This window comes from Microbacterium testaceum StLB037, assembly GCF_000202635.1.
Taxonomy (GTDB): domain Bacteria; phylum Actinomycetota; class Actinomycetes; order Actinomycetales; family Microbacteriaceae; genus Microbacterium; species Microbacterium testaceum_F.
In genome coordinates, this window is sequence record NC_015125.1 from 3,787,910 (window position 1) to 3,812,351 (window position 24,442).

23 protein-coding genes are annotated in these 24,442 nt (G+C 70.1%); 20 read left to right on the top strand and 3 right to left on the bottom strand.

Annotated features, from left to right (window positions below; genetic code table 11):
* Positions 1-108 precede the first annotated feature (108 nt).
* The 10 genes from pdxS to MTES_RS17405 all read left to right on the top strand — a co-directional run bounded on the left by pdxS (position 109) and on the right by MTES_RS17405 (position 10,295).
* On the top strand, positions 109-993 hold the full coding sequence (gene pdxS / locus MTES_RS17360) for a pyridoxal 5'-phosphate synthase lyase subunit PdxS (RefSeq protein WP_013586586.1): 885 nt from the start codon (positions 109-111) through the stop codon (positions 991-993).
* Positions 983-1,603: a pyridoxal 5'-phosphate synthase glutaminase subunit PdxT gene (gene pdxT, locus MTES_RS17365; protein ID WP_043361666.1), complete on the top strand. Its 621-nt coding sequence runs from the start codon at positions 983-985 to the stop codon at positions 1,601-1,603. Before pdxS ends, pdxT begins: the two co-directional genes overlap by 11 nt.
* A gap of 10 nt (positions 1,604-1,613) precedes the next feature.
* Positions 1,614-2,372 (top strand): YebC/PmpR family DNA-binding transcriptional regulator, encoded by a 759-nt coding sequence (locus MTES_RS17370; protein WP_013586588.1) that lies wholly within the window; start codon positions 1,614-1,616, stop codon positions 2,370-2,372.
* A gap of 48 nt (positions 2,373-2,420) precedes the next feature.
* Positions 2,421-3,023, top strand: coding sequence for a crossover junction endodeoxyribonuclease RuvC (gene ruvC, locus MTES_RS17375; RefSeq protein WP_043361668.1), 603 nt, complete (start codon positions 2,421-2,423; stop codon positions 3,021-3,023).
* Positions 3,024-3,032: 9 nt separating this feature from the next.
* Positions 3,033-3,653, top strand: coding sequence for a Holliday junction branch migration protein RuvA (gene ruvA / locus MTES_RS17380; RefSeq protein WP_013586590.1), 621 nt, complete (start codon positions 3,033-3,035; stop codon positions 3,651-3,653).
* Positions 3,646-4,689, top strand: coding sequence for a Holliday junction branch migration DNA helicase RuvB (gene ruvB / locus MTES_RS17385; protein ID WP_013586591.1), 1,044 nt, complete (start codon positions 3,646-3,648; stop codon positions 4,687-4,689). Before ruvA ends, ruvB begins: the two co-directional genes overlap by 8 nt.
* Positions 4,690-4,772: 83 nt before the next feature.
* Positions 4,773-5,234, top strand: coding sequence for a preprotein translocase subunit YajC (locus MTES_RS17390; protein ID WP_013586592.1), 462 nt, complete (start codon positions 4,773-4,775; stop codon positions 5,232-5,234).
* A gap of 48 nt (positions 5,235-5,282) precedes the next feature.
* On the top strand, positions 5,283-6,989 hold the full coding sequence (secD, locus tag MTES_RS17395) for a protein translocase subunit SecD (protein WP_013586593.1): 1,707 nt from the start codon (positions 5,283-5,285) through the stop codon (positions 6,987-6,989).
* Positions 6,989-7,975 carry a protein translocase subunit SecF gene (gene secF / locus MTES_RS17400; RefSeq protein ID WP_013586594.1) on the top strand — a complete coding sequence of 329 codons (987 nt, stop codon included), beginning with the start codon at positions 6,989-6,991 and terminating at the stop codon, positions 7,973-7,975. Before secD ends, secF begins: the two co-directional genes overlap by 1 nt.
* A 67-nt stretch (positions 7,976-8,042) precedes the next feature.
* Positions 8,043-10,295 carry a RelA/SpoT family protein gene (locus MTES_RS17405; RefSeq protein ID WP_013586595.1) on the top strand — a complete coding sequence of 751 codons (2,253 nt, stop codon included), beginning with the start codon at positions 8,043-8,045 and terminating at the stop codon, positions 10,293-10,295.
* On the opposite strand, the gene MTES_RS18630 is transcribed toward MTES_RS17405, so the two are convergent.
* From MTES_RS18630 to MTES_RS17420, 3 genes are all read right to left on the bottom strand, one after another.
* Entirely contained in the window at positions 10,290-10,865 is a 576-nt protein-coding gene (locus tag MTES_RS18630) for a hypothetical protein (protein ID WP_013586596.1), read from the bottom strand. The two genes, MTES_RS17405 and MTES_RS18630, sit on opposite strands and share 6 nt — an antisense overlap.
* Before the next feature lie 65 nt (positions 10,866-10,930).
* Positions 10,931-12,166, bottom strand: coding sequence for a DUF349 domain-containing protein (locus MTES_RS17415; RefSeq protein WP_043363240.1), 1,236 nt, complete (start codon positions 12,164-12,166; stop codon positions 10,931-10,933).
* A gap of 477 nt (positions 12,167-12,643) precedes the next feature.
* The gene (locus MTES_RS17420; RefSeq protein WP_013586598.1) at positions 12,644-12,940 is read right to left on the bottom strand and encodes a hypothetical protein; all 297 of its coding nucleotides are present in this window, start codon (positions 12,938-12,940) and stop codon (positions 12,644-12,646) included.
* Between the two features lie 158 nt (positions 12,941-13,098).
* On the opposite strand from MTES_RS17420, the gene MTES_RS17425 reads away from it, so the two are divergent.
* The 10 genes from MTES_RS17425 (at position 13,099) to aroB (ending at position 24,442) form a co-directional block, all read left to right on the top strand.
* Positions 13,099-14,457, top strand: a complete 1,359-nt coding sequence (locus tag MTES_RS17425) for a replication-associated recombination protein A (protein ID WP_043363243.1) — start codon at positions 13,099-13,101, stop codon at positions 14,455-14,457.
* A 186-nt stretch (positions 14,458-14,643) separates the two neighbouring features.
* Positions 14,644-15,273, top strand: coding sequence for a 30S ribosomal protein S4 (gene rpsD / locus MTES_RS17430; RefSeq protein WP_013586600.1), 630 nt, complete (start codon positions 14,644-14,646; stop codon positions 15,271-15,273).
* Positions 15,274-15,420: 147 nt separating this feature from the next.
* The gene (locus MTES_RS17435; RefSeq protein WP_043363245.1) at positions 15,421-15,687 is read left to right on the top strand and encodes a hypothetical protein; all 267 of its coding nucleotides are present in this window, start codon (positions 15,421-15,423) and stop codon (positions 15,685-15,687) included.
* Positions 15,688-15,748: 61 nt separating this feature from the next.
* Positions 15,749-18,418 (top strand): alanine--tRNA ligase, encoded by a 2,670-nt coding sequence (gene alaS / locus MTES_RS17440; protein ID WP_013586602.1) that lies wholly within the window; start codon positions 15,749-15,751, stop codon positions 18,416-18,418.
* The gene (ruvX, locus tag MTES_RS17445; RefSeq protein WP_013586603.1) at positions 18,415-18,888 is read left to right on the top strand and encodes a Holliday junction resolvase RuvX; all 474 of its coding nucleotides are present in this window, start codon (positions 18,415-18,417) and stop codon (positions 18,886-18,888) included. The genes alaS and ruvX overlap by 4 nt, the downstream gene beginning before the upstream one ends.
* Before the next feature lies 1 nt (position 18,889).
* On the top strand, positions 18,890-20,746 hold the full coding sequence (gene mltG, locus MTES_RS17450) for an endolytic transglycosylase MltG (RefSeq protein ID WP_013586604.1): 1,857 nt from the start codon (positions 18,890-18,892) through the stop codon (positions 20,744-20,746).
* Positions 20,740-21,576 carry a shikimate dehydrogenase gene (locus MTES_RS17455; RefSeq protein WP_013586605.1) on the top strand — a complete coding sequence of 279 codons (837 nt, stop codon included), beginning with the start codon at positions 20,740-20,742 and terminating at the stop codon, positions 21,574-21,576. The genes mltG and MTES_RS17455 overlap by 7 nt, the downstream gene beginning before the upstream one ends.
* 4 nt (positions 21,577-21,580) lie before the next feature.
* Positions 21,581-22,807 (top strand): chorismate synthase, encoded by a 1,227-nt coding sequence (gene aroC / locus MTES_RS17460; RefSeq protein WP_013586606.1) that lies wholly within the window; start codon positions 21,581-21,583, stop codon positions 22,805-22,807.
* Positions 22,794-23,369 (top strand): shikimate kinase, encoded by a 576-nt coding sequence (locus tag MTES_RS17465; protein ID WP_013586607.1) that lies wholly within the window; start codon positions 22,794-22,796, stop codon positions 23,367-23,369. Before aroC ends, MTES_RS17465 begins: the two co-directional genes overlap by 14 nt.
* Positions 23,366-24,442 (top strand): 3-dehydroquinate synthase, encoded by a 1,077-nt coding sequence (gene aroB, locus MTES_RS17470; protein WP_013586608.1) that lies wholly within the window; start codon positions 23,366-23,368, stop codon positions 24,440-24,442. Before MTES_RS17465 ends, aroB begins: the two co-directional genes overlap by 4 nt.

A 24,442-nucleotide genomic window follows, 5' to 3' on the forward strand; every position in this document is an offset into this window, starting at 1 on the left:
GGTCCCTGTCCACCTTATGTCCTCAGCCATGCTACGTTTTGGCCTAAGCCAAATGGAGCGCGACCCGACGCGCGGAAGATCGCGCCCCGAGCGCGGAACGGAGTGGACATGACCGACACCGGAACCTCCCGCGTCAAGCGCGGTCTCGCCGAGATGCTCAAGGGCGGCGTCATCATGGACGTCGTCACCGCCGAGCAGGCCCGTATCGCCGAGGACGCCGGCGCCGTCGCCGTCATGGCGCTCGAGCGCGTTCCCGCCGACATCCGCGCACAGGGCGGCGTCGCGCGCATGAGCGACCCCGACCTGATCGACGACATCATCGCCTCGGTGTCGATTCCCGTCATGGCCAAGGCCCGCATCGGTCACTTCGTCGAGGCGCAGATCCTGCAGGAGCTCGGCGTCGACTACATCGACGAGTCCGAAGTGCTGTCACCCGCCGACTACGTCAACCACATCGACAAGTGGAACTTCACGGTTCCGTTCGTCTGCGGCGCGACGAACCTCGGCGAAGCCCTTCGCCGCATCACGGAAGGGGCGGCGATGATCCGGTCCAAGGGCGAGGCCGGAACCGGCGATGTCTCGGAGGCGACCAAGCACATCCGCACGATCCGCAGCGAGATCAACGCCCTCCGCGCGAAGACGAAGGACGAGCTCTACGTCGCGGCCAAGGAGCTGCAGGCGCCCTACGACCTCGTCGCCGAGATCGCCGAGACCGGGAAGCTCCCCGTCGTCCTGTTCACCGCCGGGGGAGTGGCGACCCCCGCCGACGCCGCGATGATGATGCAGCTCGGCGCCGACGGCGTGTTCGTCGGCTCGGGCATCTTCAAGTCGGGCAATCCCGCCCAGCGTGCCGCCGCGATCGTGAAGGCGACCACCTTCCACGACGACCCGAAGATCGTCGCCGAGGCCTCGCGCGGTCTCGGCGAGGCGATGGTCGGCATCAACGTCGCCGACCTCCCCGCTCCGCACCGCCTCGCCGAGCGTGGCTGGTAACGCTCCGCGCGTCGGCGTGCTCGCCCTCCAGGGCGACGTGCGCGAGCACCTCGCGGTGCTGACCGCCCTCGGCGCCGACGCACGTCCCGTACGTCGACCCGAGGAACTCGCCGCCGTGGAGGGCCTCGTCCTCCCCGGCGGCGAGTCGAGCGTCATCGACAAGCTCGCCCGCGCCTTCGGCCTGTTCGAGCCCGTCCGGGCGGCCATCGCCGCGGGCATGCCGATGTACGGCACCTGCGCGGGACTGATCCTCCTCGCCGACCGGATCGACGGCGCGATCACCGGCCAGCGCACGTTCGGCGGGATCGATGCCCGCGTCGCGCGCAACGTCTTCGGCAGCCAGACCGCGTCGTTCGAAACCGATCTCGACGTCCCCGCGCTCGGCGACCCGCCGGTCCACGCCGTGTTCATCAGAGCGCCCGCGGTCGTGGAGTGGGGACCGGATGCCGAGCCCCTGGCATCCCTTCCCGATGGGCGCGTGGTCGCGATCGAACAGGGCGCCCTCCTCGGAACTGCGTTCCACCCCGAATCGACGGGGGAGACGCGCTTCCACGAGCGCTTCCTCGCGCGGGTGAGCGCTCGACGCGGCGCGGGCGCACCCGCGCTCTAGACTGGAACCTATGTCCGGACACTCCAAATGGGCCACGACCAAGCACAAGAAGGCGGTCGTCGATGCCCGCCGCGCCAAGTCGTGGGCCAAGCTCATCAAGAACATCGAGGTCGCGGCCAAGCTCGGCGGCGCCGACCTGCAGGGCAACCCGACCCTCTTCGATGCCGTCCTCAAGGCCAAGAAGACCTCGGTCCCCAAAGACAACATCGACCGCGCGATCAAGCGCGGCGCGGGCATCGGCGGCGAAGCCGTCGAGTACCTGTCGATCATGTACGAGGGATACGGCCCGAACGGCGTCGCCTTCCTCATCGAGTGTCTGACCGACAACAAGAACCGCGCGGCGGCCGAGGTGCGCACCGCGCTCAGCCGGAACGGCGGCACGCTGGCCGACCCGGGCAGCGTCGCCTACAACTTCAGCCGGAAGGGCGTCATCGTCGTCCCGCGCGAGGGTACGACGGAGGACGACGTCATGCTCGCGACCCTCGAGGCCGGCGCCGAGGAGATCGAGCCGCACGGCGACGGCTTCGGCATCATCACCGAAGCGAGCGACCTCGTGACGGTGCGTTCCGCACTGCAGGAAGCCGGCATCGAGTACGACTCGGCCGACGTCGAGTTCGTCCCCTCGTTGAAGATCGAGGTCGACGCCGACACCGCGCGCAAGGTCTTCCGCCTCATCGACGCCCTCGAAGACAGCGACGACGTCCAGAACGTCTACACGAACTTCGACCTCACCCCCGAGGTGCAGGCGGAGCTCGAGAACGACGAGTAAGGGCGCGCCCTGAGCTCGAGCACGGCCCCTGCGCTTAGCGTGGGGGCCGTGTCTCGTTCCCTCCGCGTCCTCGGTATCGACCCCGGCCTGACCCGCTGCGGCATCGGCGTCGTGGATGTGTCACCCAACCGCACGGCGTCCCTCGTGCACGTGGGCGTCGCCCGTTCGGCGCCGAGCGACCCGATCGAGAAGCGGCTCGCGGCGATCGCCGCCGGCATCCGCTCGGTACTGCGCGAACACGACCCCCAGGTCGTCGCCGTCGAGCGCGTCTTCGCGCAGAACAACCGCCATTCGGTGATGGGGACAGCTCAGGCCAGCGGCATCGCGCTCCTCCTCGCGGCCGAGCACGGCATCCCGGCGGCCACTCACACCCCCAGCGAGGTCAAGGCGGCGATCACCGGCTACGGCTCGGCCGACAAGCTGCAGGTGCAGACGATGGTCGCGCGGGTGCTCCGACTCGACGCCCTGCCGCAGCCGGCGGACGCCGCGGACGCCCTGGCGATCGCGCTGTGCCACGCCTGGCGCGGGGGAGCGGCCCCCGCGTCCGGGGAGACCACGCTCACTCCCGCTCAGCGGGCATGGCGGGATGCCGAGAAGAGGCGTTCCCCCCAGCCTCGTGTCGCTCGAACACATGTACGAAGCGATGCGTAAGCTGTGAGCATGATCTCTTCGCTCCACGGGACGGCGGCTCACGTCGCCGAAGACTCTCTGGTCATCGTGGTCGGGGGTGTCGGCTTCTCGGTGGCGGTCACCTCGCAGTTCGCGCGGACGGTGCACGTGGGCGACGACGTGCACGTGCACACGAACCTCATCGTTCGCGAAGACGCCCTCTCGCTCTACGGCTTCGAGAGCCGCGAAGAACTCACCGTGTTCACGCAGCTCATCAGCGTCACGGGCGTCGGTCCGAAGTCGGCGCTGGGCGTGCTGTCGTCGCTGACCGTGCCGCAGATCGCCCAGGCGGTGACCGATGACGACGATGCCCCGTTCCGCAGGGTGTCCGGCATCGGCCCCAAGACCGCGAAGCTCATCGTCGTGCAGCTGGCGGGCAAGCTCGCCGTCGTCCCCGCCGCAGCTCCCGCAGCCGTCGCCGGCCACGGACAGGTGCCGTTGCAGGTGACGCAGGCGCTCGTGGGTCTCGGCTGGACCGAGCGCACGGCGGCCGAGGCCGTGGCATCCGTGGCCGAGAACGCCTCGGAGAGCGACCGCGCCTCGGTCCAGGCACTGCTGCGCCTCACGCTCGCGCTGCTGGGGCCTGCGCGCAAGGAGACCGTGGGTGGCTGACGTCCGCGACGCCGGGACCCCCGACGACGAGACCGAGCTCGCGATCGAGGGGGCGCTGCGCCCGACCTCGCTCGCCGAGTTCGTCGGGCAGCAGAAGGTGCGCGGGCAACTCCAGCTGCTGCTGGACGCGGCGCGCATCCAGCAGCGCTCGCCCGACCACATCCTCCTGTCCGGCCCTCCCGGACTCGGCAAGACGACGCTCGCGATGATCGTCGCCCACGAGAGCGGGCGTCCGCTGCGCCTGTCGAGCGGTCCGGCCATCCAGCACGCGGGCGACCTCGCGGCTCTGCTGTCGTCGCTCACTCCGGGCGAAGTGCTGTTCATCGACGAGATCCACCGCATGGCTCGGTCGGCCGAAGAGATGCTGTACCTCGCCATGGAGGACTTCCGCATCGACATCATGGTCGGCAAAGGCGCCGGGGCGACGAGCATTCCGCTCGATCTCTCGCCGTTCACTCTCGTGGGGGCGACGACCCGTGCGGGCCTCCTGCCCAATCCGTTACGCGATCGGTTCGGTTTCACGGCGCACCTCGAGTACTACGAGCCCGAAGAACTCGAACGGGTCGTCTCGAGATCGGCATCCATGCTCGACGTCGGGCTCCCCGGCACGGCGCGCTCCGAGATCGCCCGCCGTTCACGGGGGACGCCCCGCATCGCCAACCGTCTTCTGCGACGAGTACGCGACTATCTCGTCGTGCACGGGCCGTCCGAGGGTACCGACGACGGTGACGCCGACGTGCGGACCGTGGGGGCCGCCCTCGACCTCTACGACGTCGACGCCATCGGGCTCGACCGACTCGACCGCGCCGTGCTCGATGCGCTCGTGCGCCGTTTCCGCGGGGGACCGGTGGGGCTCAGCACGCTCGCGGTGGCGGTCGGCGAGGAGCCCGAGACCATCGAGTCGGTGGTCGAGCCCTACCTCGTGCGGATCGGCTTCATGGGCCGCACGCCGCGCGGCCGCGTCGCCACCCCCGAGGCCTACGATCACCTCGGTGCTCCTCACCCGGACGGGCTGCTCCGGTTCAGCCAGGGGTGATGACCTATACTCGGCGAGGGATTCCCCGACCCCCGCTAGGCAGTGCCGCACGGCGCGCCTGACCTGAAAGGTGCACCGCCTCCATGGATTTCGCGAGCTTCTTCGCCAATTACGGCCTCATCATCCTGCTGATCGGCCTCTTGATCTTCATGTTCTGGAGCTCTCGCCGCCGCATGCAGAAGCAGAAGCTCGAGCTGGAGGAGAAGGCGCGTCAGACGGTTCCCGGCGCTGAGGTCCTGCTGCAGGGCGGGCTCTACGGCACCATCGTCGAGTACGACGGTGAAGACCTCGACAAGCCGGCTCACGTCGAAATCGCCCCCGGCGTCGTCATCAAGGTCCACAGCCAGGCCGTCCTCCGCATCGTCGACCCGACCTCGGGCACCGTGACCGAAGACGAGTTCATCGAGGCCGAGGAGACCGAGGCCGAGTACATCGCCGGTGTCACCGACGGCGAGATCACCTCGATCAGCGACGACCACCGCGCCGCGCGCCAGGCCGCCGAAGCCGACGCCGACCGCACCGACAAGGACCGTCCGCAGGCCTGACGCCTCGACCGTTCGTTCTCTCGTTCCGCCGCATAGAAAGCCGACTCCGTGGCGCCCTCTCCTCCTGTCCGCCATGCCTGGCGTGTCCTGACCGGTCTCCTCGCCATCACGGCGGTGCTGTTCGGGCTGAACGCTCTGGGCGTGTACGCCTTCAAGGCCAGCTCCTGGACCCCTGACCTCGCCCTCGACCTGCAGGGCGGAACGCAGATCATCCTGCAGGCGCAGACCACGGACGGAGCCACTCCCGATTCGGAGCAGCTCCAGCAGGCGGTGTCGATCATCCGCCAGCGCGTCGACGCGTCCGGCGTGGGTGAGACCGACATTGCGACCGAGGGCAGCGACAAGATCGTCGTGCAGATCCCCGGCGAAGCCGACGAGGCCACGCGCCAGCGCATCCAGAGCTCGGCTCAGCTGCAGCTGCGACCCGTGCTGTTCACGGGTTCGCCCGCGACGACCTTCGTCGGAGAGGACGGCAACACCACGCCGTACCCGACGCCCGACGCGAACCTGCCGTCCACGCCGACCGCCTCGCCGACGGACGGCAGCGACCCGGCGTACATCACGCCGGCGCTCCAGGCGCAGTTCCTCGCCTACGACTGCGCCAACCCGCCGAGCAACCCCGCCCAGGCGCCCGCCAAAGACCCCATGATCACGTGTGGGCTCAACGACGGCACCAAGTACATCCTCGGGCCGGTCGAGCTCGACGGAGACGACATCGCGGATGCCACCAACGGCCAGGAGCAGAACACCGGCCGCTGGGCCGTGAACCTCGTCTTCAACGACCAGGGCACCGAGAAGTTCGGCCAGATCAGCCAGCGCCTGTACGGCAAGCAGGCTCCGTTCAACCAGTTCGCCTTCGTGCTCGACGGGTCGGTCCTCTCGGCCCCGTCGATGAACGGCATCATCCTCGACGGTCGCCCCAGCATCACGGGCAGCTTCACGCAGGAGTCCTCAAAGGCCCTGGCCGACCAGCTGAAGTACGGCGCCCTGCCGCTGAGCTTCAACGTCGTCAGCTCCGACACCGTCTCGGCCACGCTCGGTTCGCAGCAGCTGCAGGTCGGCTTCATCGCCGGTCTCATCGGTCTCGCGCTCGTCGCCCTCTATTCGCTCATCGTCTACCGCGCCCTGGGCACGGTGATCATCGCCTCGCTCGGGGTGATGGCGGTCCTGACCTACGTGATGCTCTGCATCCTGGCCTGGCGTATGGGCTTCCGCCTGTCGCTCGCCGGCGTCGCGGGCCTCATCATCACGATCGGCTTCACCGCGGACTCGTTCATCGTCTACTTCGAACGAATACGAGACGAGCTTCGCGACGGCAAGTCGATCACCGCCGCGGTCGAGGACGGCTGGTCCCGCGCCAAGCGCACGATCTACATCTCGAAGTCGATCAACATCCTCGCGGCCGTCGTGCTGTACATCCTCGCGGATGCCACGGTGAAGGGCTTCGCGTTCACCCTCGGGCTCACGACCGCGATCGACATCCTGATCTTCATCCTGTTCACCCACCCGGTGATGCAGTTGCTCGCACGGACCCGGTTCTTCGGCTCGGGGCACCCGCTGTCCGGCATGGACCCCGAGGCCCTCGGTGCCGTCTACCGCGGTCGTGCGCAGTTCCGTGCGCCCGTCGCCGACACCGGCCGCACCAAGCGCTCGCGCGGTGAGGCGCAGCGCCGTCAGACGATCGCGGAACGCAAGCAGGCTGAGCTCGCCGCCGCTCGCGGCGATAGCCGCTCCACGAAGGAGGGAGACGACTGATGCGCTCCATGACGCAGCTCGGTAACGACCTCTACTCCGGGAAGACCTCCTTCCCGTTCGTCCAGCGTCGCCGGATCTGGTTCCTCATCGCCGCCCTTCTCGTGATCGGCGCGGCGCTGGTTCCGCTCGCACGGCCCATCCAGTTCTCGATCGAGTTCACCGGTGGATCGCAGTTCACGATCTCGAACCCGGCGACCGTCGATCAGTCGCTGGCGACGCAGGCTGTCTCCTCGGTCGTTCCGGGCGCCTCCACCCGCGTCACCGTGATCAACGACGAGGCGGTCCGCGTGCAGACCGATCAGATGAGCAACGACGAGACCCAGGCGGTCTCGGCGGCGCTCGCCTCGGCGTACCAGGTGCCCAGTTCCGAGGTCACGAACTCCTTCATCGGAGCGACATGGGGTGCGGACGTCACGCGCCAGTCCCTGTGGGGTCTCGCCATCTTCCTTGCGCTGACCTTCCTCATCCTCGCGCTGTACTTCCGCACGTGGAAAATGTCGGTCGCTGCCATCATCGGCCTCGTCGACGTCCTCGTCATCACCGTCGGCATCTACGCGCTCTTCGGGTTCGAGATCTCGCCCGCGGCGGTGATCGGCTTCCTCACGATCCTGTCGTACGCCCTGTACGACACCACGGTCGTGTTCGACAAGGTGAGGGAGAACACGCGAGAAGACGGGGAGATCTCCGGACGCACCTTCGCCGAATCGGTCAACCTCGCGGCGAACCAGACCCTCATCCGCTCGATCAACACGACGATCGTCGCCGTTCTGCCGATCGGCGCGATCCTGTTCATCGGTGTGCCGCTCGGTGCGCGCACATTGAGCGACATCTCGCTGTCGATCTTCGTCGGAACCCTGGTGGCCGCGTACTCGACGCTGTTCGTCGCCGTGCCGCTGTACGCGCTGCTGCGCGAGCGGGAGTCGCCGATCGCTCAGCGCGATGCGCGCGTGCGCTCCGCGCGGGAGAAGGCGGGCGTCCCCGCCTGACGGCGGGGACCCGCTCCGCCGGGCGTAGGATTGATCGACTGACGTCATAACGGGGGGAGGGGCAAGGATGACCGAAACCGCGGCCTCCGCACCACCGCCGTCCTCGCTGCGCCGACTCGTTCCGCGGATCTTCTCGCGCGCCGCTCGTCGCGACGACGTCGACAAGCTCCTGCGCACCGTCCGGACGCATCACCCCAAGGGCGATCTCGGCATCATCGAGCGCGCGTACGCGGTCGCCGACAAGGCCCACGACGGGCAGAAGCGCCAGAGCGGCGAGCCGTACATCACGCACCCTCTCGCGGTGGCGCAGATCCTCGCCGAACTCGGTCTCGGCCCGAAGGCGATCGCCGCCGCCCTGCTGCACGACACCGTCGAAGACACCGGTTATCCGCTCGACGAACTGGCCGCCGACTTCGGTGACGAAGTCGCGATGCTCGTCGACGGCGTCACGAAGCTCGACAAGGTCAAGTACGGCGACAGCGCGCAGGCCGAGACCGTCCGCAAGATGATCGTGGCGATGTCGAAGGACATCCGCGTCCTCCTCATCAAGCTGGCCGACCGGCTGCACAACGCCCGCACGTGGGGCTTCGTCCCCCCGCACAAGGCGGCCAAGAAGGCCACCGAGACGCTCGAGATCTACGCGCCGCTCGCGCACCGGCTCGGCATCCAGGCCATCAAGAGCGAGCTCGAGGACCTCTCGTTCGCGGTGATGCACCCCAAGCTCTACGCCGAGATCGAGAGTCTCGTCAAACAGCGCACCCCGCAGCGCGAACAGTACGTCCAGAACGTCATCGACGCCGTCGACGCCGACCTCCGCGAACTCCGGGTGCGTGGCCGCGTCATGGGGCGCCCGAAGCAGCTGTACTCCGTGTACCAGAAGATGGTCGTGCGCGGTCGTGAGTTCGACGACATCTACGACCTCATCGGCATCCGGATCCTCGTGGGCACGGTGCGCGACTGCTACGCGGTGCTCGGCGCGATCCACGCCCGCTGGACGCCGCTGCCGGGGCGATTCAAGGACTACATCGCGACCCCCAAGTTCAACCTGTACCAGTCGCTCCACACGACGGTGATCGGACCCGGCGGTCGCACGGTCGAGATCCAGATCCGCACGCACGAGATGCACCAGCAGGCCGAGTTCGGTGTCGCGGCCCACTGGAAGTACAAGGAGCGCATGGCGGGCGGCAAGGCGGATGCCAAGGCCGTCGACGCCGACATGGCGTGGATCGCGCACATCTCGGACTGGCAGGCCGAGACCGCCGACCCGGGGGAGTTCCTCGATTCACTGCGCTTCGAGATCGGCGCGAAAGAGGTCTACGTCTTCACGCCGAAGGGACGCGTGATCGGACTGCCCGCGGGCGCCACTCCCGTCGATTTCGCCTACGCCGTGCACACCGAGATCGGTCACCGCACCATGGGGGCGAAGGTCAACGGGCGGCTCGTGCCGTTGGAGACCGCCCTGCAGAGCGGCGACGTCGTCGAGGTGTTCACCTCGAAGAACCCCGACGCGGGCCCCAGCCAGGACTGGCTCGGCTTCGTCAAGAGCACCCGCGCGCGCAACAAGATCCGCGGCTGGTTCACGAAGGAACGTCGCGAGGAGGCCATCGAGCAGGGCAAGGACTCGATCGCGCGCGCGATGCGCCGGCAGAATCTGCCGCTGCAGCGCCTCATGAGCCAGGACTCGTTCACGGAGGTCGCGCGGCAGTTCCACTACGAGGACGTCTCCGCGCTGTACGCCGCGGTCGGCGAGGGACACGTCTCGACGCAGTCGGTGATCGAGAAGGTCACCGCGCTGGTCAGCGCGGAGGACACCTCGACCGGGCCGATCGACCTGCCTCAGGTCGGGCGCCGGCGAGCCCCGCGCAACAGCGACTCGGGAGTGCTCGTCCGGGGCGCCCCCGACATCCTGGTCAAACTGGCGAAATGCTGCACCCCGGTTCCGGGCGACGAGATCGTCGGTTTCGTCACGCGCGGAAGCGGCGTCTCCGTGCACCGCGGTGACTGCACCAACGTGAAGTCGCTCAAGGAAGACCCCGACCGTCTCATCGACGTCGAGTGGGCACCGACGACGAAGAGCCTGTTCCTGGTACAGATCCAGGTCGAAGCCCTCGACCGCTCCGGCCTGCTCAGCGACGTGACCCGCGTGCTGAGCGAGCACCACGTTAACATCCTCTCGGCCACCGTGTCGACGTCGAACGACCGCCTCGCCCTGAGCAAGTTTGTCTTCGAGATGGGCGACACAGTGCACCTCGACCGCGTGCTGAACGCCGTGCGACGCATCGACGCCGTCTACGACGTGTACCGCGTCACCTCGTCATAGCCCCCTCCGCGGCGTGGCGCCCTCCGCGGCCGTCGCGCGCTCAGCGGCCGTCGCGCCCTCGAGGACGTCGAGGGCACGACGACCGTAGGGGATGCGGGGACGCTCGTGAATCCACGCCCTCGCCTGCTCCGCGAGGTCCGGGTCGGTAGCGGCCCAGGCCGCGGCCGCCGCGGGTTCCTCCAGACGCGCCAGATCAGCCAGGGCGCGCGTCGGCGTGGCCACGGCCACCCCCGCCACCTCCATCGTGTCGGCGGGGTCGAGCCGCACATCGTGGTAGATGACGTGGATGTCGTGCGTGACCCGGACGCGTCGCTCGCACGCGCGCTGGAGGTGGTGCGGGGACGGCTCGACGAGCACGCCTCCGTGGACCCAACCCGCGCTGTGCCGGACGAGCGCCAGCCGCTTCCCGGTCAGCGGTGCGAGGCTCCGGGCGCGCATCCACGGCGTCTCGGCGGCATCCGCGGGCATGTAGCCGGCGCCGATCCCGACGAGAACGCCGTCGAGACACGCCGCGGTGAGTTCGGCGAGCGAGAGACGCTCGTCCGGGAAGTACAGGAAGGGCGACACCATCCCGTCAGTCTGACGCGAGGGTGTCGCCCTGCCCCGCCGGAGCGGGAATCTGTGGAGAGAACCGATCAGCCGCCGAGGGCGCGCAGCCATCCACGGCGCGCTTCGAGCGCCTCGGAGGCCTGAGCAGCCGCCCGCTTGTCACCGCGCGCTTCGGCATCGGCGAGCTCGGACTCGAGCTTGGCGATCGCGTCGGTGATCTGGCGCGTCATGTCGTTCGCACGCGCCTTCTGCTCGGGGTCGTTGCGCTTCCAGTCCGCGTCTTCCCGCGTGCGGACGCTCTGCTCGATCTTGCGGAGCTCGTCGTCCAGGCCGCGCTCGACGTCGCGGGGGAACACCCGGCCGATCTCGTCCCACTGACGCTGGATCGCGGTCAGTCGCTGACGGGCCGTGGCGAGGTTCTTCTCGTCGACGATCGGAGCGGCCTGCTCGAGCAGGGCACGCTTCTGCTCGATCTTCTCGCGCGACGCTTCGATGTCCGCGGCTTCCCGCTCGCCGCGGGCGCCGTAGAGGGCGTCGCCCGCAGCCTTGAACCGCGCCCACAGCGCGTCGTCGACCTTGCGACCGGCGCGGCCGGAGGCCTTCCACTCGTCGAGCAGGTCGCGATAGGCGCCGATGCCGTCCTCGCCACGCGGGGCGAGGGCCTCGGCGCGCTCCACGAGACGCGTCTTGACGTCGCGAGCAGCCTTGTGCGTGTCGTCCAGCGCCGAGAAGAACTCGCGGCGGTGGCGGTCGAAGCTCGCCCGGGCGTCACGGAAGCGACGCCACAGCTGCTGAGCCGTCGACTTGGGCAGGCGGGGGCCGTTCTGCTGGTGCGCCTGCCAGCGGTCGAAGAGAGCCGACATGTCGGCGGTGCTCTGCTTCCACTGCACGGTCTGCGGGTCGCGGGCGGCCAGAGCCTCGGCCTCTTCGACGATGAGGGTGCGCTCGCGTACCGCCTCTGCGACGGCTTCCTTGGCCGCCGCGGCCTCGCTCTCGCTCGCCTCGGCCAGCTCCGCGGTGAGAGCATCGATGCGCGAGATGAGGGTGGCGAGATCGCCCACGGCGGCGGCCCCGTCCAGCTTGCCGCGCACGCTCAATGCGGTGGCACGGAGGTCGGATGCCGACGCGCCGCCTCGGCGGTGACGAACCTCGAGGAGGGTGACCTCGCTCGCCAGGTCGGCGAACTTGCGCTCGAAGTACGCGAGGGCTTCGGCCGGAGTCCCGTCCGGGTACTGGCCCACGACGCGCCATCCGTCGGCTTCGCGCACCGAAACGGTGCCCTCGTCATCGACGCGACCCCACGGCTCGGTCGGAGCGGCCACGCGAGCGCCCGGGCGCGGCCCGGGGCGGGGCGACGGAGCCGGAGCGGGCACGGGCGCAGCGGGCGTCGCGGCGACGGGCCCGGCGGCATCCTGTTCGGCCGGCTCGGAGATTTCCTCGCCGGCGGTTTCCTCGCCGGCGGCGGGGGAGGCAACACCGTCGCCGGATTCCGCCGCTTCGACGGGCGACTCGTCAGCGGCGCTGGGAGCCTCGGCGGCCTCCGACGCATCCGCGGGGGAGGCGTCGACGGACTCGGCGGGGACGTCGGCCGGATCGGTGGCCGCCGCGGATTCGTCGGGGGAGACCGTCGTCTCGTCGGCGGGAACCAGCTCGTCGGTCGCGTCGCTCGCGGAGTCGTGCGGACCGGCGGTGTCGGGGGAGGAAGCGGAAGTCACGGAAATAGCACCTCATCGCGGCAAAGCCGCCTGGGGGAGAAGGACGATCCCGAGCCTAGTACGCCCGACCGCGGCGTGACGGGATCAGGGTGTCGGGGCCGTCGTCTCTTCCGGTTCGGGAAGCGGAGCGTCGGGAGCCGTGGAGGGAGAAGGGGAGTCCGTGACCGTCGGAGAGGGTGCGGGAGCGCCCGGACCCGCCACGAAGTACGCGGTCTGGGCCGCGATCGCGCCGGCGATCACGATGACGCCGACGACGACCCCGAGAAGGTTGTCGCGCCGACGGCGCTGACCTTGACGACGATGCAGCTCCTGCCGCGCCTGGTACGCACGAGCGCGTTCCCGCTGCTCGCGGCTCTGCCGGTCTTTCCCGCCCGTCGCCACATCGACCTCCTCCGGCCGCCCTGCGACCGTCCCCGATCCTACGCAGCACGCCGCGAGCCCGACAAAAGACCGACGCCGGTGTCGGTGGCCCCGGTTAGCCTGGATCGGTGCCCGCCTCCTCCGCCCTCTTCCAGGGCCAGACCCCGCTCGCGGTCCGGATGCGGCCCACGAGCCTCGACGAGGTCGCGGGCCAGGGCCACCTCCTGCGCCCGGGATCGCCGCTCGTCACCCTCGCGACCACCGACTCCTCGGCATCCGGATCCGCCGTCTCGGTGATCCTGTGGGGGCCGCCGGGGACGGGCAAGACGACGCTCGCCCAGGCCATCGCACGGTCGTCGGGGCGCCGCTTCGTCGAGTTGTCGGCGATCACGGCCGGCGTCAAAGACGTGCGTGAGGTCATGCAAGAGGCCCTCACGCAACGCGACCTGTACGGGCAGTCGACGATCCTCTTCCTCGACGAGATCCACCGTTTCACCAAGGCGCAGCAGGACGCGCTCCTGCCGGGCGTCGAGAACGGATGGGTCGTGCTGATCGCCGCGACCACCGAGAACCCCTCGTTCTCGGTCATCTCGCCGCTGCTCTCGCGGTCGTTGCTCTTGACACTCCGCCCGCTCGGCGACGACGATCTGGGCGCCCTCGTCGACCGCGCGGTGACCGACCCGCGCGGTCTCGCCGGCCGCGTGGTACTCGACGACGACGCCCGAGCAGCTCTCGTCCGCCTCGCCTCGGGCGACGCGCGACGTGCGCTCACGGCCCTCGAGGCGGCGGCCTCCGTCGCGGGCGACGACGCCGGCCACGCCGCACCGAACGCTACCGAGGTCGAGGACGAGGACGATCCGGATGCCGATGACCCCGCCGCGGAGGCCGAGATCGCCGAGCCGCCGGTCATCACCGCCGACCACATCGCCCAGGCCGTCGACCGGGCGCTCCTGCGCTACGACCGCCAGGGCGACGAGCACTACGACGTCATCAGCGCGTTCATCAAGTCGGTGCGCGGGTCGGATCCGGATGCCGCGATCCACTACCTCGCGCGGATGATCGAGGCGGGGGAGGACCCCCGCTTCATCGCGCGGCGCCTGGTCATCTCCGCCGCGGAGGACATCGGCATGGCCGACCCCCAGGCCCTGCAGATCGCTGTCGCGGCGGCCGACGCCGTCGCCTTCATCGGCATGCCCGAGGGGCGTATCCCGCTCGCCGAGGCCACGGTCTACCTCGCGACCACGGCCAAGTCGAACGCGGCGTACAACGCGATCAACGCCGCGATCGCCGACGTCCGTGCGGGCGGCTTCGGCCGGGTGCCCCTGCACCTCCGCGACGCGCACTATCCCGGAGCCAAACGCCTGGGCCACGGCAAGGGATACAAGTACGCCCACGACAGCGAGATCGGCATCGTGACGCAGCAGTACCTACCCGACGAACTGGTGGGAAAGCGGTATTACGAGCCCACGAACCACGGCGCCGAGCGCGACGTGTCCGCCCGCCTCGAGAAGATCCGCCGCATCCTCGACGGCCACTGAGCGCTCTGCGGGAGCTCGCGGGCGGCTCTGATAACATGAATCGGCTCGAAACAGGGTTTTCGGGCATCCCCTCCTTCCTGTGATCACCTTCCGGTGCGCCCCGGCGTGCGCTCCGGATCGGGCGGAAGGGGGCGATACGCCCGCGAGCCGCGAAAGGCGCGGCCGCGTCATCGGAAGGAGAACTTCGTGACCACGAAGTCTCAGGACCGCCGCAAGGTGCGTCTGTCGCGCGCCCTCGGCGTCGCGCTCACCCCCAAGGCCGCCCGCTACCTCGAGAAGCGTCCCTACGCTCCGGGTGAGCACGGTCGCACCAAGCGCAAGGCCGACAGCGACTACGCCGTCCGTCTGCGCGAGAAGCAGCGTCTGCGCGAGCAGTACGGCATCCGCGAGAAGCAGCTGCGCATCGCGTTCAACGAGGCCCGCCGCACCGACGGCCTGACCGGTGAGAACCTGGTCGAGCTGCTCGAGATGCGTCTGGACGCCCTCGTCGTGCGTTCGGGCTTCGCCCGCACCACCGCGCAGGCTCGCCAGCTCGTCGTGCACCGCCACATCCTGGTCGACGGCCAGCTCGTGGACCGCCCGTCGTTCCGCGTGAAGCCGGGGCAGCAGATCCACGTCAAGCCGAAGAGCGAGGGCCTCGAGCCCTTCCAGGTCGCCGCCGCCGGCGGGCACGCAGAAGTGCTGCCCCCCGTCCCGGGCTACCTCGAGGTCGACCTCTCGACGCTCCAGGCGAAGCTCGTGCGTCGCCCCAAGCGCGCCGAGGTGCCCGTCACGTGTGACGTGCAGCTCGTCGTCGAGTACTACGCCGCCCGCTGATCCCAGCGAGCACACGAAGGGCGTCGGGTTCTCCCGGCGCCCTTCGTCGTTCCCGATCCGGTCGCCGGACGCGCGCGCCGCGGGGGCCGTCGCCTACGATGAAGGATGCCGCGACCGCGGCGCTGTATCGAGGAAGAAGTGGTGATCGTGAGAAGCCTCGTCTGGTTCGCCTTCGGCATCGTCGGTGGTTTCGTCGCCGCCCACCTGGTGAACAAGGACCCCCGCGGCCAGGAGCTGTTCGCGCAGCTCGACTCGCGCATCGGCGAGTTCACCGACCGGATGAGCGACGCCTATCACGAGCAGGAAACGCGTCTCTCGGAGATCGTCGACGACGTCAAGGGCGTCGCCGCCTCCGCCGGTGCGGCCCTCGACAACGCCGCCGACACGGCGCGCTCGGCATCCTCGTCCGACTGACCTTCCGGCATCCCGCCCCCGGCGCCGGGGGAGGATCCGCACGCCCATCGAAAGATTCGCCATGAAAACCGCCGAGATCGCCCAGCGCTTCCTCGACTTCTTCGAGAAGAAGAATCACACGATCGTCCCCTCGGCCTCGCTCGTCACCGACGACCCGGCCCTGCTGTTCACCGTGGCGGGCATGGTGCCCTTCATCCCGTACCTCAGCGGGGTCGTGCCGCCGCCCTACCCGCGCGCGGCCGACGTGCAGAAGTGCATCCGCACGAACGACATCGAGGAGGTCGGCAAGACCCCTCGCCACGGCACCTTCTTCCAGATGCTCGGCAACTGGTCGTTCGGCGACTACTTCAAGGAAGACGCGATCCGCTTCGCGTGGGAGCTGCTGACCGCTCCTGAGGCCGAGGGCGGCCTCGCCTTCGACCCGAAGGATCTGTGGGTCACCGTCTACGAAGAGGACGACGAGGCCCGCGACCTCTGGCTGAAGCTGAGCACCCTTCCCGACGAGCGCATCCAGCGCCTCGGCAAGGACACCAACTACTGGTCGACGGGTCTTCCCGGCCCCGCAGGCCCCTGCTCGGAGATCTTCTTCGACCGCGGCCCCGCCTACGGCATCGACGGTGGCCCCGCCACCGACGACGACCGGTACGTCGAGATCTGGAACCTCGTGTTCATGCAGTACGAGATCACGAACGTGCGCTCGAAGTACGACTTCGACATCGTCGGCGAACTCCCCGCGAAGAACATCGACACCGGCATGGGCCTGGAGCGCATCGCGTTCATCAAGCAGGGCGTCGACAACATGTACGAGACCGACCAGGTGCGCCCCGTGCTGGACCTGGCGGCGAAGCTGGCGGGCAAGGCGTACGGCGCCGAATCGCACGAGGACGATGTGCGCCTGCGCATCGTCGCCGACCACGTGCGGTCCTCCCTGATGCTCCTCGCCGACGGCGTGACCCCCTCGAACGAGGGCCGCGGCTACATCCTCCGCCGCATCATGCGCCGTGCGATCCGCTCGATGCGCCTGCTCGGGGTCGAGGGGGCGACCTTCCCCGAGCTGTTCGCCGCCTCGCGCGACGCCATGAAGGAGTCCTACCCCGAGGTCGAGGCCGACTACGCCCGCCTCTCGGCGTACGCGATCGCCGAGGAGCAGACGTTCCTGCGCACGCTCGCTGCCGGTTCCGCCATCCTCGACCAGTCGGTGGCGGAAGCCAAGAACGGCGGGGGCACCACCCTCTCGGGCTCCGAGGCTTTCCTTCTCCACGACACGTACGGCTTCCCGATCGACCTCACGCTCGAGATCGCCGAAGAGGCGGGCCTGTCCGTCGACCGCGGCGCCTTCGACCAGCTCATGCTGGAGCAGCGCACGCGCGCCAAGGCCGACGCCCGAGCCCGCAAGGGGGCGATCGCCGATCAGAGCGCGTACCGCGAGTTCCGCGCGCTCGGTGAGACCGTGTTCACCGGATACACCGAGCTGCAGACCGAGTCGAAGGTCCTCGGCATCCTCGTCGACGGTCAGGGGACCGACCGCGCATCCGAGGGTCAGATCGCCGAGATCATCACGGGCGAGACCGCGCTGTACGCCGAGTCCGGCGGCCAGGTCGCCGACAAGGGCACGATCGTCGGCCCGGGCTACGAACTCGAAGTGCTGGATGTGCAGCGACCGGTTCCGGGCCTGATCAGCCACACCGTCGAGGTCACGACCGGAGAGGTCTCGGTCGGCGCGCCCGCCACGACGGTCGTCGACGCACTGAACCGCCATTCCGCGCAGCAGGCGCACTCGGCCACGCACCTCGTGCACGCCGCGATCCGCGACACCCTCGGCAAGACGGCGACGCAGACCGGCTCGCTCAACCGCGCCGGTTACATGCGCTTCGACTTCAGCTGGGGGTCGGCGCTCTCTCCCGAGACCCGCACCGAGATCGAGGACATCGCGAACAACGCGGTGCGCGACAACCTCGAGGTCACCACGCGCGTGATGTCGCTCGACGAAGCCAAGGCCGCGGGCGCCATGGCGCTGTTCGGCGAGAAGTACGGCGACACCGTGCGCATGGTCGACATCGGCGGCCCGTGGTCGCGCGAGCTCTGCGGAGGCACGCACGTGGCCCGCAGCTCCGAGATCGGCCTGGTCAACCTCGTCGGCGAGCAGTCGGTGGGCGCCTCCAACCGCCGCGTCGAAGCGCTCGTCGGCCTCGACGCCTTCCGCGACCTCGCCGCCGAGCGCGCGATCGTGTCGCAGTTGTCGACGTCGCTCAAGACCCCGCGCGAGCAGCTCACCAGTCGCATCGCCGAACTCGCGGCGAACCTCAAGGCCGCGGAGAAGAAGATCGCCGCCTTCGAGGCGCAGGCCCTGACCGGTCGCCTGCCCCAGCTGGTCGAGGCGGCCATCTCGGTCGGCACCGTGCGCGTCGTGGCCGAGAGCCTCGGCGAAGGCGCATCGGCCGACGACGTGCGCTCGCTCGCCCTGCAGGTACGCGACCGTCTCGGCACCGATCCCGCCGTCGTGGCCCTCGCGTCGGTCGCCGGGGGTCGTGCCACGGTCGTCGTCGTCACCAACGAGTCCGCGCGCGAACGCGGACTCGCCGCCGGCGCGCTCGCCAAGGCGGCCGCCGGGATCCTCGGTGGCGGCGGAGGCGGACGTCCCGACGTCGCCCAGGGCGGGGGAACGGATGCCACGGCCCTTCCGCAGGCGCTCGAGGGCATCGTCGCGGACGTGCGGGCGACCACCGCGTGACGGGATTCCGGCGGGGCATCCGTCTGGGGATCGATGTCGGCCGCGCCCGAGTGGGCGTGGCCCGCTCCGATCCCGACGGAGTGCTGGCCGTTCCCGTCGAGACGGTTCCGCGCAAAGGGGAACCGGTGCGACGCATCGTCGCCCTCGCCGCAGAATACGAGGCGTTCGAGGTGCTGGTCGGACTCCCGCTCAATCTGCGGGGCGAGGACACCGCGTCGACCGCGGACGCACGCGCCTTCGCCCAGGAGTTGGCGGCCGCGCTGGCGGCGCCTGTACGACTCGTCGACGAGCGCCTCAGCACGGTGTCCGCGCACGGCGTGCTCCGGCAGGCAGGTCGTTCTCAGCGGGATTCTCGTAGCATTGTGGATCAAGTCGCCGCTGTGGTTCTGCTGCAGCAGGCGCTCGACGTGGAGCGACAGTCCGGCGAGCCGGCCGGACCCGCCGTCACACCGGGACAGGAGCCCGCCTGACATGCCCGAAAACGACCCCAACGCCAACGACCCCTTCGCCGAACTGTACGGACGGCTGCCCGACCCCCGCGCAGCCGCTTCGGACAGTGCTCGGCGACGCTCGACACCGACCGACGAGTCGGCCGACACGTCCGGTCCGCAGACGCCTCCGTCGCGTCGCGCGGCGCGTGCGGCCCGCGCGCAGACCGGCCCGACCGCCGCCCAGCCTGCCGCCCCCACGGCGCCCGAGGCCGTGGCATCCGTGACTCCACAGCCCGCGGCCGAGCCGACGCGCGGGGCGCGGTCCGAGGAGCAGGCGCCGGCGCAGCCCGCAGCTCCGAAGCCCGCCGTGTCGCAGCCGACCGCCGTGAGCTCGGCTCAGCCGCCGGCAGACGCCTCCGCGCGCGCCGCTCAGCCGGCCGCTGCTCAGCCGGCCGCAGCGCGCACCCCCGCCGCGCAAACGCCCGCGGCGCAGACCCCCGCAGCGCAAACGCCCGCCGCGCAACCGCCCGCGGCGCGCACCCCCGGGGCGCAGCCCCCCGCACCGCAAACCCCTGCAGCACGCACCCCCGCACCGCAGACCCCCGACGAGACCGCACGCCGCACCGCCGCCGCGCAGCAGCCCACCCAGCAGATGCCGATCGCCCGGCCCGAGCGCGAGCCCGCGCTCGTAGGGGCGACGGCCGGCTCCGCGGGGGCCGACGGCTCCGTCCCGAGCGGCTCGCTCGAAGACCTCTTCACCGGCCGCGCGCACACCGATCAGATCGGCGCTCCCGCACCGCGGCCTCCGAAGAAGCGCCGCCGCACGGGGGGATGGATCGCACTGACGATCGTCCTGGTGATCCTCGGCGGACTGGCGGGCGGAGGGTTCGCCCTCTGGAACACCTACGGCGAGCGGGTCCAAGCCTTCTTCGGCACGGGTGAGTCGCTGGACTACGAGGCCGGAATGGCCAACGGCGAAGCGCGCGTCACAATCGTCTCGGGAGACACCGGCGAGTCGGTGTCTCCGAAGATGTTCGAGGCCGGGGTCACCAAGGCCTCCAACTCGCTGTACAAGTACATGGTCGACAACTCCGTGGGCTTCACCTTCCAGCCCGGCGTGTACAAGCTGCAGAAGGAGATGACGTCGGAGGCGGTCATCGCGGCCCTCCGCGACCCGGCGACCCGGCTCGACAGCTCCGTCCAGCTGCGCGAGGGGCTGACCCTCGAGCAGTCGCTCGATGCGATCTCGGAGCAGGCCGGCATCCCGCGCGCCGATCTCGACGCCGCTGTCGCCGACCCGTCGCAGTACGGCGTGCCCGCCTCGACGCTCGAGGGTTGGATCTTCCCCGCGACCTACGACTTCGACGACGGCGTCACCGCGAAAGACGTCATCACGCGCATGGTGCAGCGCACCGTGCAGTCGCTCGATCAAGCCGGCGTCCCCGAGGCGGATCGCGAGCGGATCCTCATCATCGCCTCGATCATCGAGCGCGAGGCGCGCGCGTCCGACGACTTCTACAAGGTGTCACGCGTCATCGAGAACCGCCTGCAGCCGGACAACGACGAGACGCACGGACTGCTGCAGATGGACTCGACGGCGCAGTACGGCGTGGGGGAGATCGGCGCGGGATCCTCGTCGTCGTCCGAGAACGCCCTGACGAGCGACAACCCGTGGAACACCTACATCCACCCCGGTCTTCCCATCGGACCGATCGCCAACGCGGGAGACCTCGCGATCGATGCGGCGATGCACCCGGCGGACGGTGACTGGTACTACTTCACGACCGTGAACCTAGCGACGGGCGAGACGGTGTTCTCGACGACCTACGCCGACCAGCTCAAGGCCGTCGACCAGTTCCAGCAGTGGTGCCGCGACAACCCCGACGGCGGATGCTGACGGCGACCCGGCTCGCCGTCTGGGGAGACCCGATCGACCACTCGCGGTCGCCGGCGCTGCACACGGCGGCGTACCGCGAGCTCGGTCTTTCCTGGACGTACGGGCGACAGAGGGTGGCCGAGGCGGAGTTCCCCGCGCACCTGGCTGAGTTGGATGCCACGTGGCGGGGGCTCTCGCTCACGATGCCGCTGAAGAACGCCGCGTTCCGTAAGGCTGTCGCGCTCGACGACGCGGCGCGACGCACGGGCGCCGTCAACACCTACCTCCTCACGACCGAGGGCCCGCGCGGGTTCAACACTGACGTCGGCGGCCTGGCGCGTGCGCTGCGCGAGGCGGGCGTGGTCGAACCGAATACCGCGCGGATTCTCGGCGCCGGCGCCACGGCCACCTCCGCGGTGCTGTCCCTTTGCGAACGCGGCGTGCGGCACGTGGAGGTGGTGGCCCGGCGCCCGGAGGCCGTCGTCCCCCTGCGCGAGCTCGGGGAGTCGATCGGCGTGGAGATCACTCGGGGGTCCTTCAACGATCCCCACGCGCCCCTGCCCGTCGACGTCACCATCGCGGCTCTGCCGGGGCAGGTCGACGTGGGTCCCGGCATCCGTCCCTTCGCCGAGAACGGCGGGCTGCTCGTTGACGTCGTCTACGGTAACTGGCCGACAGCCCTCGCCGAACGGTGGCGTGACGCGGGCAACGAGGCGATCAACGGGCTCCCGATGCTGCTGCACCAGGCCCTGCTGCAAGTGCGCATCTTCGTCGGCGGCGATCCGGCTGTGCCCCTGGATCGCGAGGACGCCGTGCTGGCCGCGATGCGCACCGCGCTCGTGGGAGACTAGGGGAATGCTTCGCGTTCTCACGGCCGGCGAGTCCCACGGCCCCGAACTGATCGCCCTCATGGAGGGGATGCCGGCCGGCGTGCCCGTCTCATCCGCGCAGATCCGCGCCGAACTCGCGCGTCGTCGCCTCGGCTACGGCCGCGGCTCTCGTATGAAGTTCGAAGAAGACGAGCTGACGCTGTCCACGGGCATCGTGCACGGCTTCACCATCGGCAGCCCGATCGCGCTGCGCATCGGGAACACCGAGTGGCCGAAGTGGACCGAGGTCATGAGCCCCGAGCCGATCGAGCTGTCCGACAAGTCGCGTGGCCGCGGCGCCGCGCTCACGCGCCCGCGTCCCGGCCACGCCGACCTCGTCGGCATGCAGAAGTACGGCTTCGACGAGGCCCGCCCGATCCTGGAGCGCGCCTCCGCCCGCGAGACGGCCGCCCGCGTGGCCCTCGGTGCGATCGCCCGCTCGTTCCTCGGCGAGCTCGGCATCCGTCTCGTGAGCCACACGCTCTCGATCGGTCCGGTCCGCGTGCCCGACGACGCCGCGTTCCCGTCACCCGACGACGTCGACTCCCTCGACGCCGATCCGCTGCGCTGCTTCCACCCCGAGACGAGCGCGGCCATGGTCGCCGAGGTCGACGCCGCGAAGAAGGACGGCGACACGCTCGGCGGCGTCGTCGAGGTCCTCGCCTACGGCCTGCCGCCGGGGCTCGGCTCCCACGTGCAGTGGGACCGTCGACTGGATGCCAAGCTCGCTCAGGCGCTGATGAGCATTCAAGCGATCAAGGGCGTGGAGGTCGGCGACGGCTTCCTTACCACGACCCGTCGCGGCTCGCGAGCCCACGACGAGCTGTTCGCCACGGGCGACGGCATCACACGCTCCTCCGACCGCGCGGGCGGCACCGAGGGCGGCATGTCGACGGGCACCGTGCTGCGCGTGCGCGCGGGCATGAAGCCCATCGCCACGATCCCGAAGGCGCTGCGCACCGTCGACGTCGCCACCGGCGACACCGCGGCCGCGCACCACCAGCGTTCCGACGTCTGCGCCGTTCCCGCCGCCGGCGTCGTGGCCGAGGCCATGGTCGCCGTCACTCTCGCCGACGCCGTGCTCGAGAAGTTCGGCGGCGACAACATCGCCGAGACGCGACGCAACCTCGAGTCCTACCTCGCGAACCTCCCCGAGACGCTGCGCACGACCGACGCGTCCGACGCCGCGCTGCTCGCGCATGACCTCGCCTGAGCCGGTGAACACCGAGGCGACGGTCCGGAATGCCGGAACGCCCGCCGCCTCGGCCGTCGTGCTCATCGGCCCCATGGGGGCGGGCAAGACCAGCGTCGGACGCCGTGTCGCGCGCGCGCTCGGCACGCCGTTCACCGACACCGACAAGCTCGTCGTGCGCGACCACGGGCCGATCCCGGCGTTGTTCGTCGCCCACGGCGAGCCGCACTTCCGGGCCCTCGAGCGCGAGGCGGTCGTCGAGGCGCTGGGCCGGGGCGGCGTCGTCGCGCTCGGCGGGGGAGCGGTTCTCGACCCGCTGACCCGCGAACGCCTGCGGGAGCACCGCGTGGTGCTGCTGACCGTGGCCCCGCACGTCGTGGCATCCCGGATCCACGGAGACGAGCGGCCCCTGCTCGGCGGCGAAGACCCCGTCGCGCGCTGGCTGCGCATCTTCGAGGAGAGGCGGCCCGTGTACGAGCAGACCGCCGACATCGCATTCGACACCTCGTCGGGCCCGCTCGCGCGGGTCGTCGACGACATCGTGGCCTGGGCACGCCGTGTGCCGGCCGGAGAGACGGCATGACCGACACCACCACCATCAGCGTCGCCGGGGACTCCGGCTACGACATCACGATCGGCCGCGGCCTCCTCGCGTCGCTGGGCGAGGTGCTGCCGGCGGCGGCGCAGAAGGTGCTCGTCGTTCACCCGCCGACGCTCGCGAAACAGGCCGAAGCGCTGCGGGCCCAGCTGATGGGCGACCGCCAGGTGCTGCTCGCCGAGATCCCGGATGCCGAGGCCGGCAAGCGCGTGGAAGTCGCGGCGTTCTGCTGGCAGGTCATGGGACAGGCCGACTTCACGCGCACCGACGTCGTGATCGGCTTCGGCGGGGGAGCGGTCACCGACCTCGCCGGCTTCGTGGCCGCGACGTGGCTGCGCGGCGTCGCGCTCGTCCAGGTGCCGACGACCGTGCTCGGCATGGTGGATGCGGCCGTGGGCGGCAAGACCGGCATCAACACCGCGGAGGGGAAGAACCTCGTCGGCGCGTTCTGGCCGCCGGTCGCCGTGGTGTGCGACCTCGACCTGCTCGACACGCTGTCGAAGAACGAGGCGACCGCCGGATTCGCCGAAGTCGTCAAGGCGGGTTTCATCTGGCATCCGGAGATCCTCGATCTCATCGAGGCCGACCCGTCGGGGATCGTGGACCCGCGCGGCGACGCATTCCGCCGCTGCGTCGAATTGGCCATCGACATGAAGGCGCGCGTCGTGGGCGAAGACCTGCGCGAGGCGGGGCTGCGCGAGGTGCTGAACTACGGTCACACCCTCGGGCACGCGATCGAGCACGCCGAGCGCTACCGCTGGCGTCACGGCGCCGCGATCTCGGTGGGCATGGTGTTCGCGGCCGAGCTGTCACGGCTCGCCGGACGCCTGTCCGACGACGTCGCGCAGCGCCACCGCACGGTTCTCGAGTCGCTCGGGCTGCCGACGACGTATCGCGCCGGGGCGTTCCAGACGCTCAAGGCCACGATGCAGCGCGACAAGAAGAGCCGCGGCGCGATGCTGCGCTTCATCGTGCTCGACGACCTCGCTCGCCCGACCGTGCTGCAGGCGCCGGACGAGTCGCTGCTGTTCGCGGCATATCAGGAGGTCGGGGCGTAG

Excerpts from the sequence above, each read along its gene's own strand:
- pdxS (WP_013586586.1), top strand. The coding sequence starts at position 109 with ATGACCGACACCGGAACCTCCCGCGTCAAGCGCGGTCTCGCCGAGATG.
- MTES_RS17370 (WP_013586588.1), top strand. The coding sequence starts at position 1,614 with ATGTCCGGACACTCCAAATGGGCCACGACCAAGCACAAGAAGGCGGTC.
- ruvA (WP_013586590.1), top strand. The coding sequence starts at position 3,033 with ATGATCTCTTCGCTCCACGGGACGGCGGCTCACGTCGCCGAAGACTCT.
- MTES_RS17390 (WP_013586592.1), top strand. The coding sequence starts at position 4,773 with ATGGATTTCGCGAGCTTCTTCGCCAATTACGGCCTCATCATCCTGCTG.
- secF (WP_013586594.1), top strand. The coding sequence starts at position 6,989 with ATGCGCTCCATGACGCAGCTCGGTAACGACCTCTACTCCGGGAAGACC.
- MTES_RS17405 (WP_013586595.1), top strand. The coding sequence starts at position 8,043 with ATGACCGAAACCGCGGCCTCCGCACCACCGCCGTCCTCGCTGCGCCGA.
- MTES_RS18630 (WP_013586596.1), bottom strand. The coding sequence starts at position 10,865 with ATGGTGTCGCCCTTCCTGTACTTCCCGGACGAGCGTCTCTCGCTCGCC.
- MTES_RS17425 (WP_043363243.1), top strand. The coding sequence starts at position 13,099 with ATGCGGCCCACGAGCCTCGACGAGGTCGCGGGCCAGGGCCACCTCCTG.
- alaS (WP_013586602.1), top strand. The coding sequence starts at position 15,749 with ATGAAAACCGCCGAGATCGCCCAGCGCTTCCTCGACTTCTTCGAGAAG.
- mltG (WP_013586604.1), top strand. The coding sequence starts at position 18,890 with ATGCCCGAAAACGACCCCAACGCCAACGACCCCTTCGCCGAACTGTAC.
- MTES_RS17455 (WP_013586605.1), top strand. The coding sequence starts at position 20,740 with ATGCTGACGGCGACCCGGCTCGCCGTCTGGGGAGACCCGATCGACCAC.
- aroC (WP_013586606.1), top strand. The coding sequence starts at position 21,581 with ATGCTTCGCGTTCTCACGGCCGGCGAGTCCCACGGCCCCGAACTGATC.
- MTES_RS17465 (WP_013586607.1), top strand. The coding sequence starts at position 22,794 with ATGACCTCGCCTGAGCCGGTGAACACCGAGGCGACGGTCCGGAATGCC.
- aroB (WP_013586608.1), top strand. The coding sequence starts at position 23,366 with ATGACCGACACCACCACCATCAGCGTCGCCGGGGACTCCGGCTACGAC.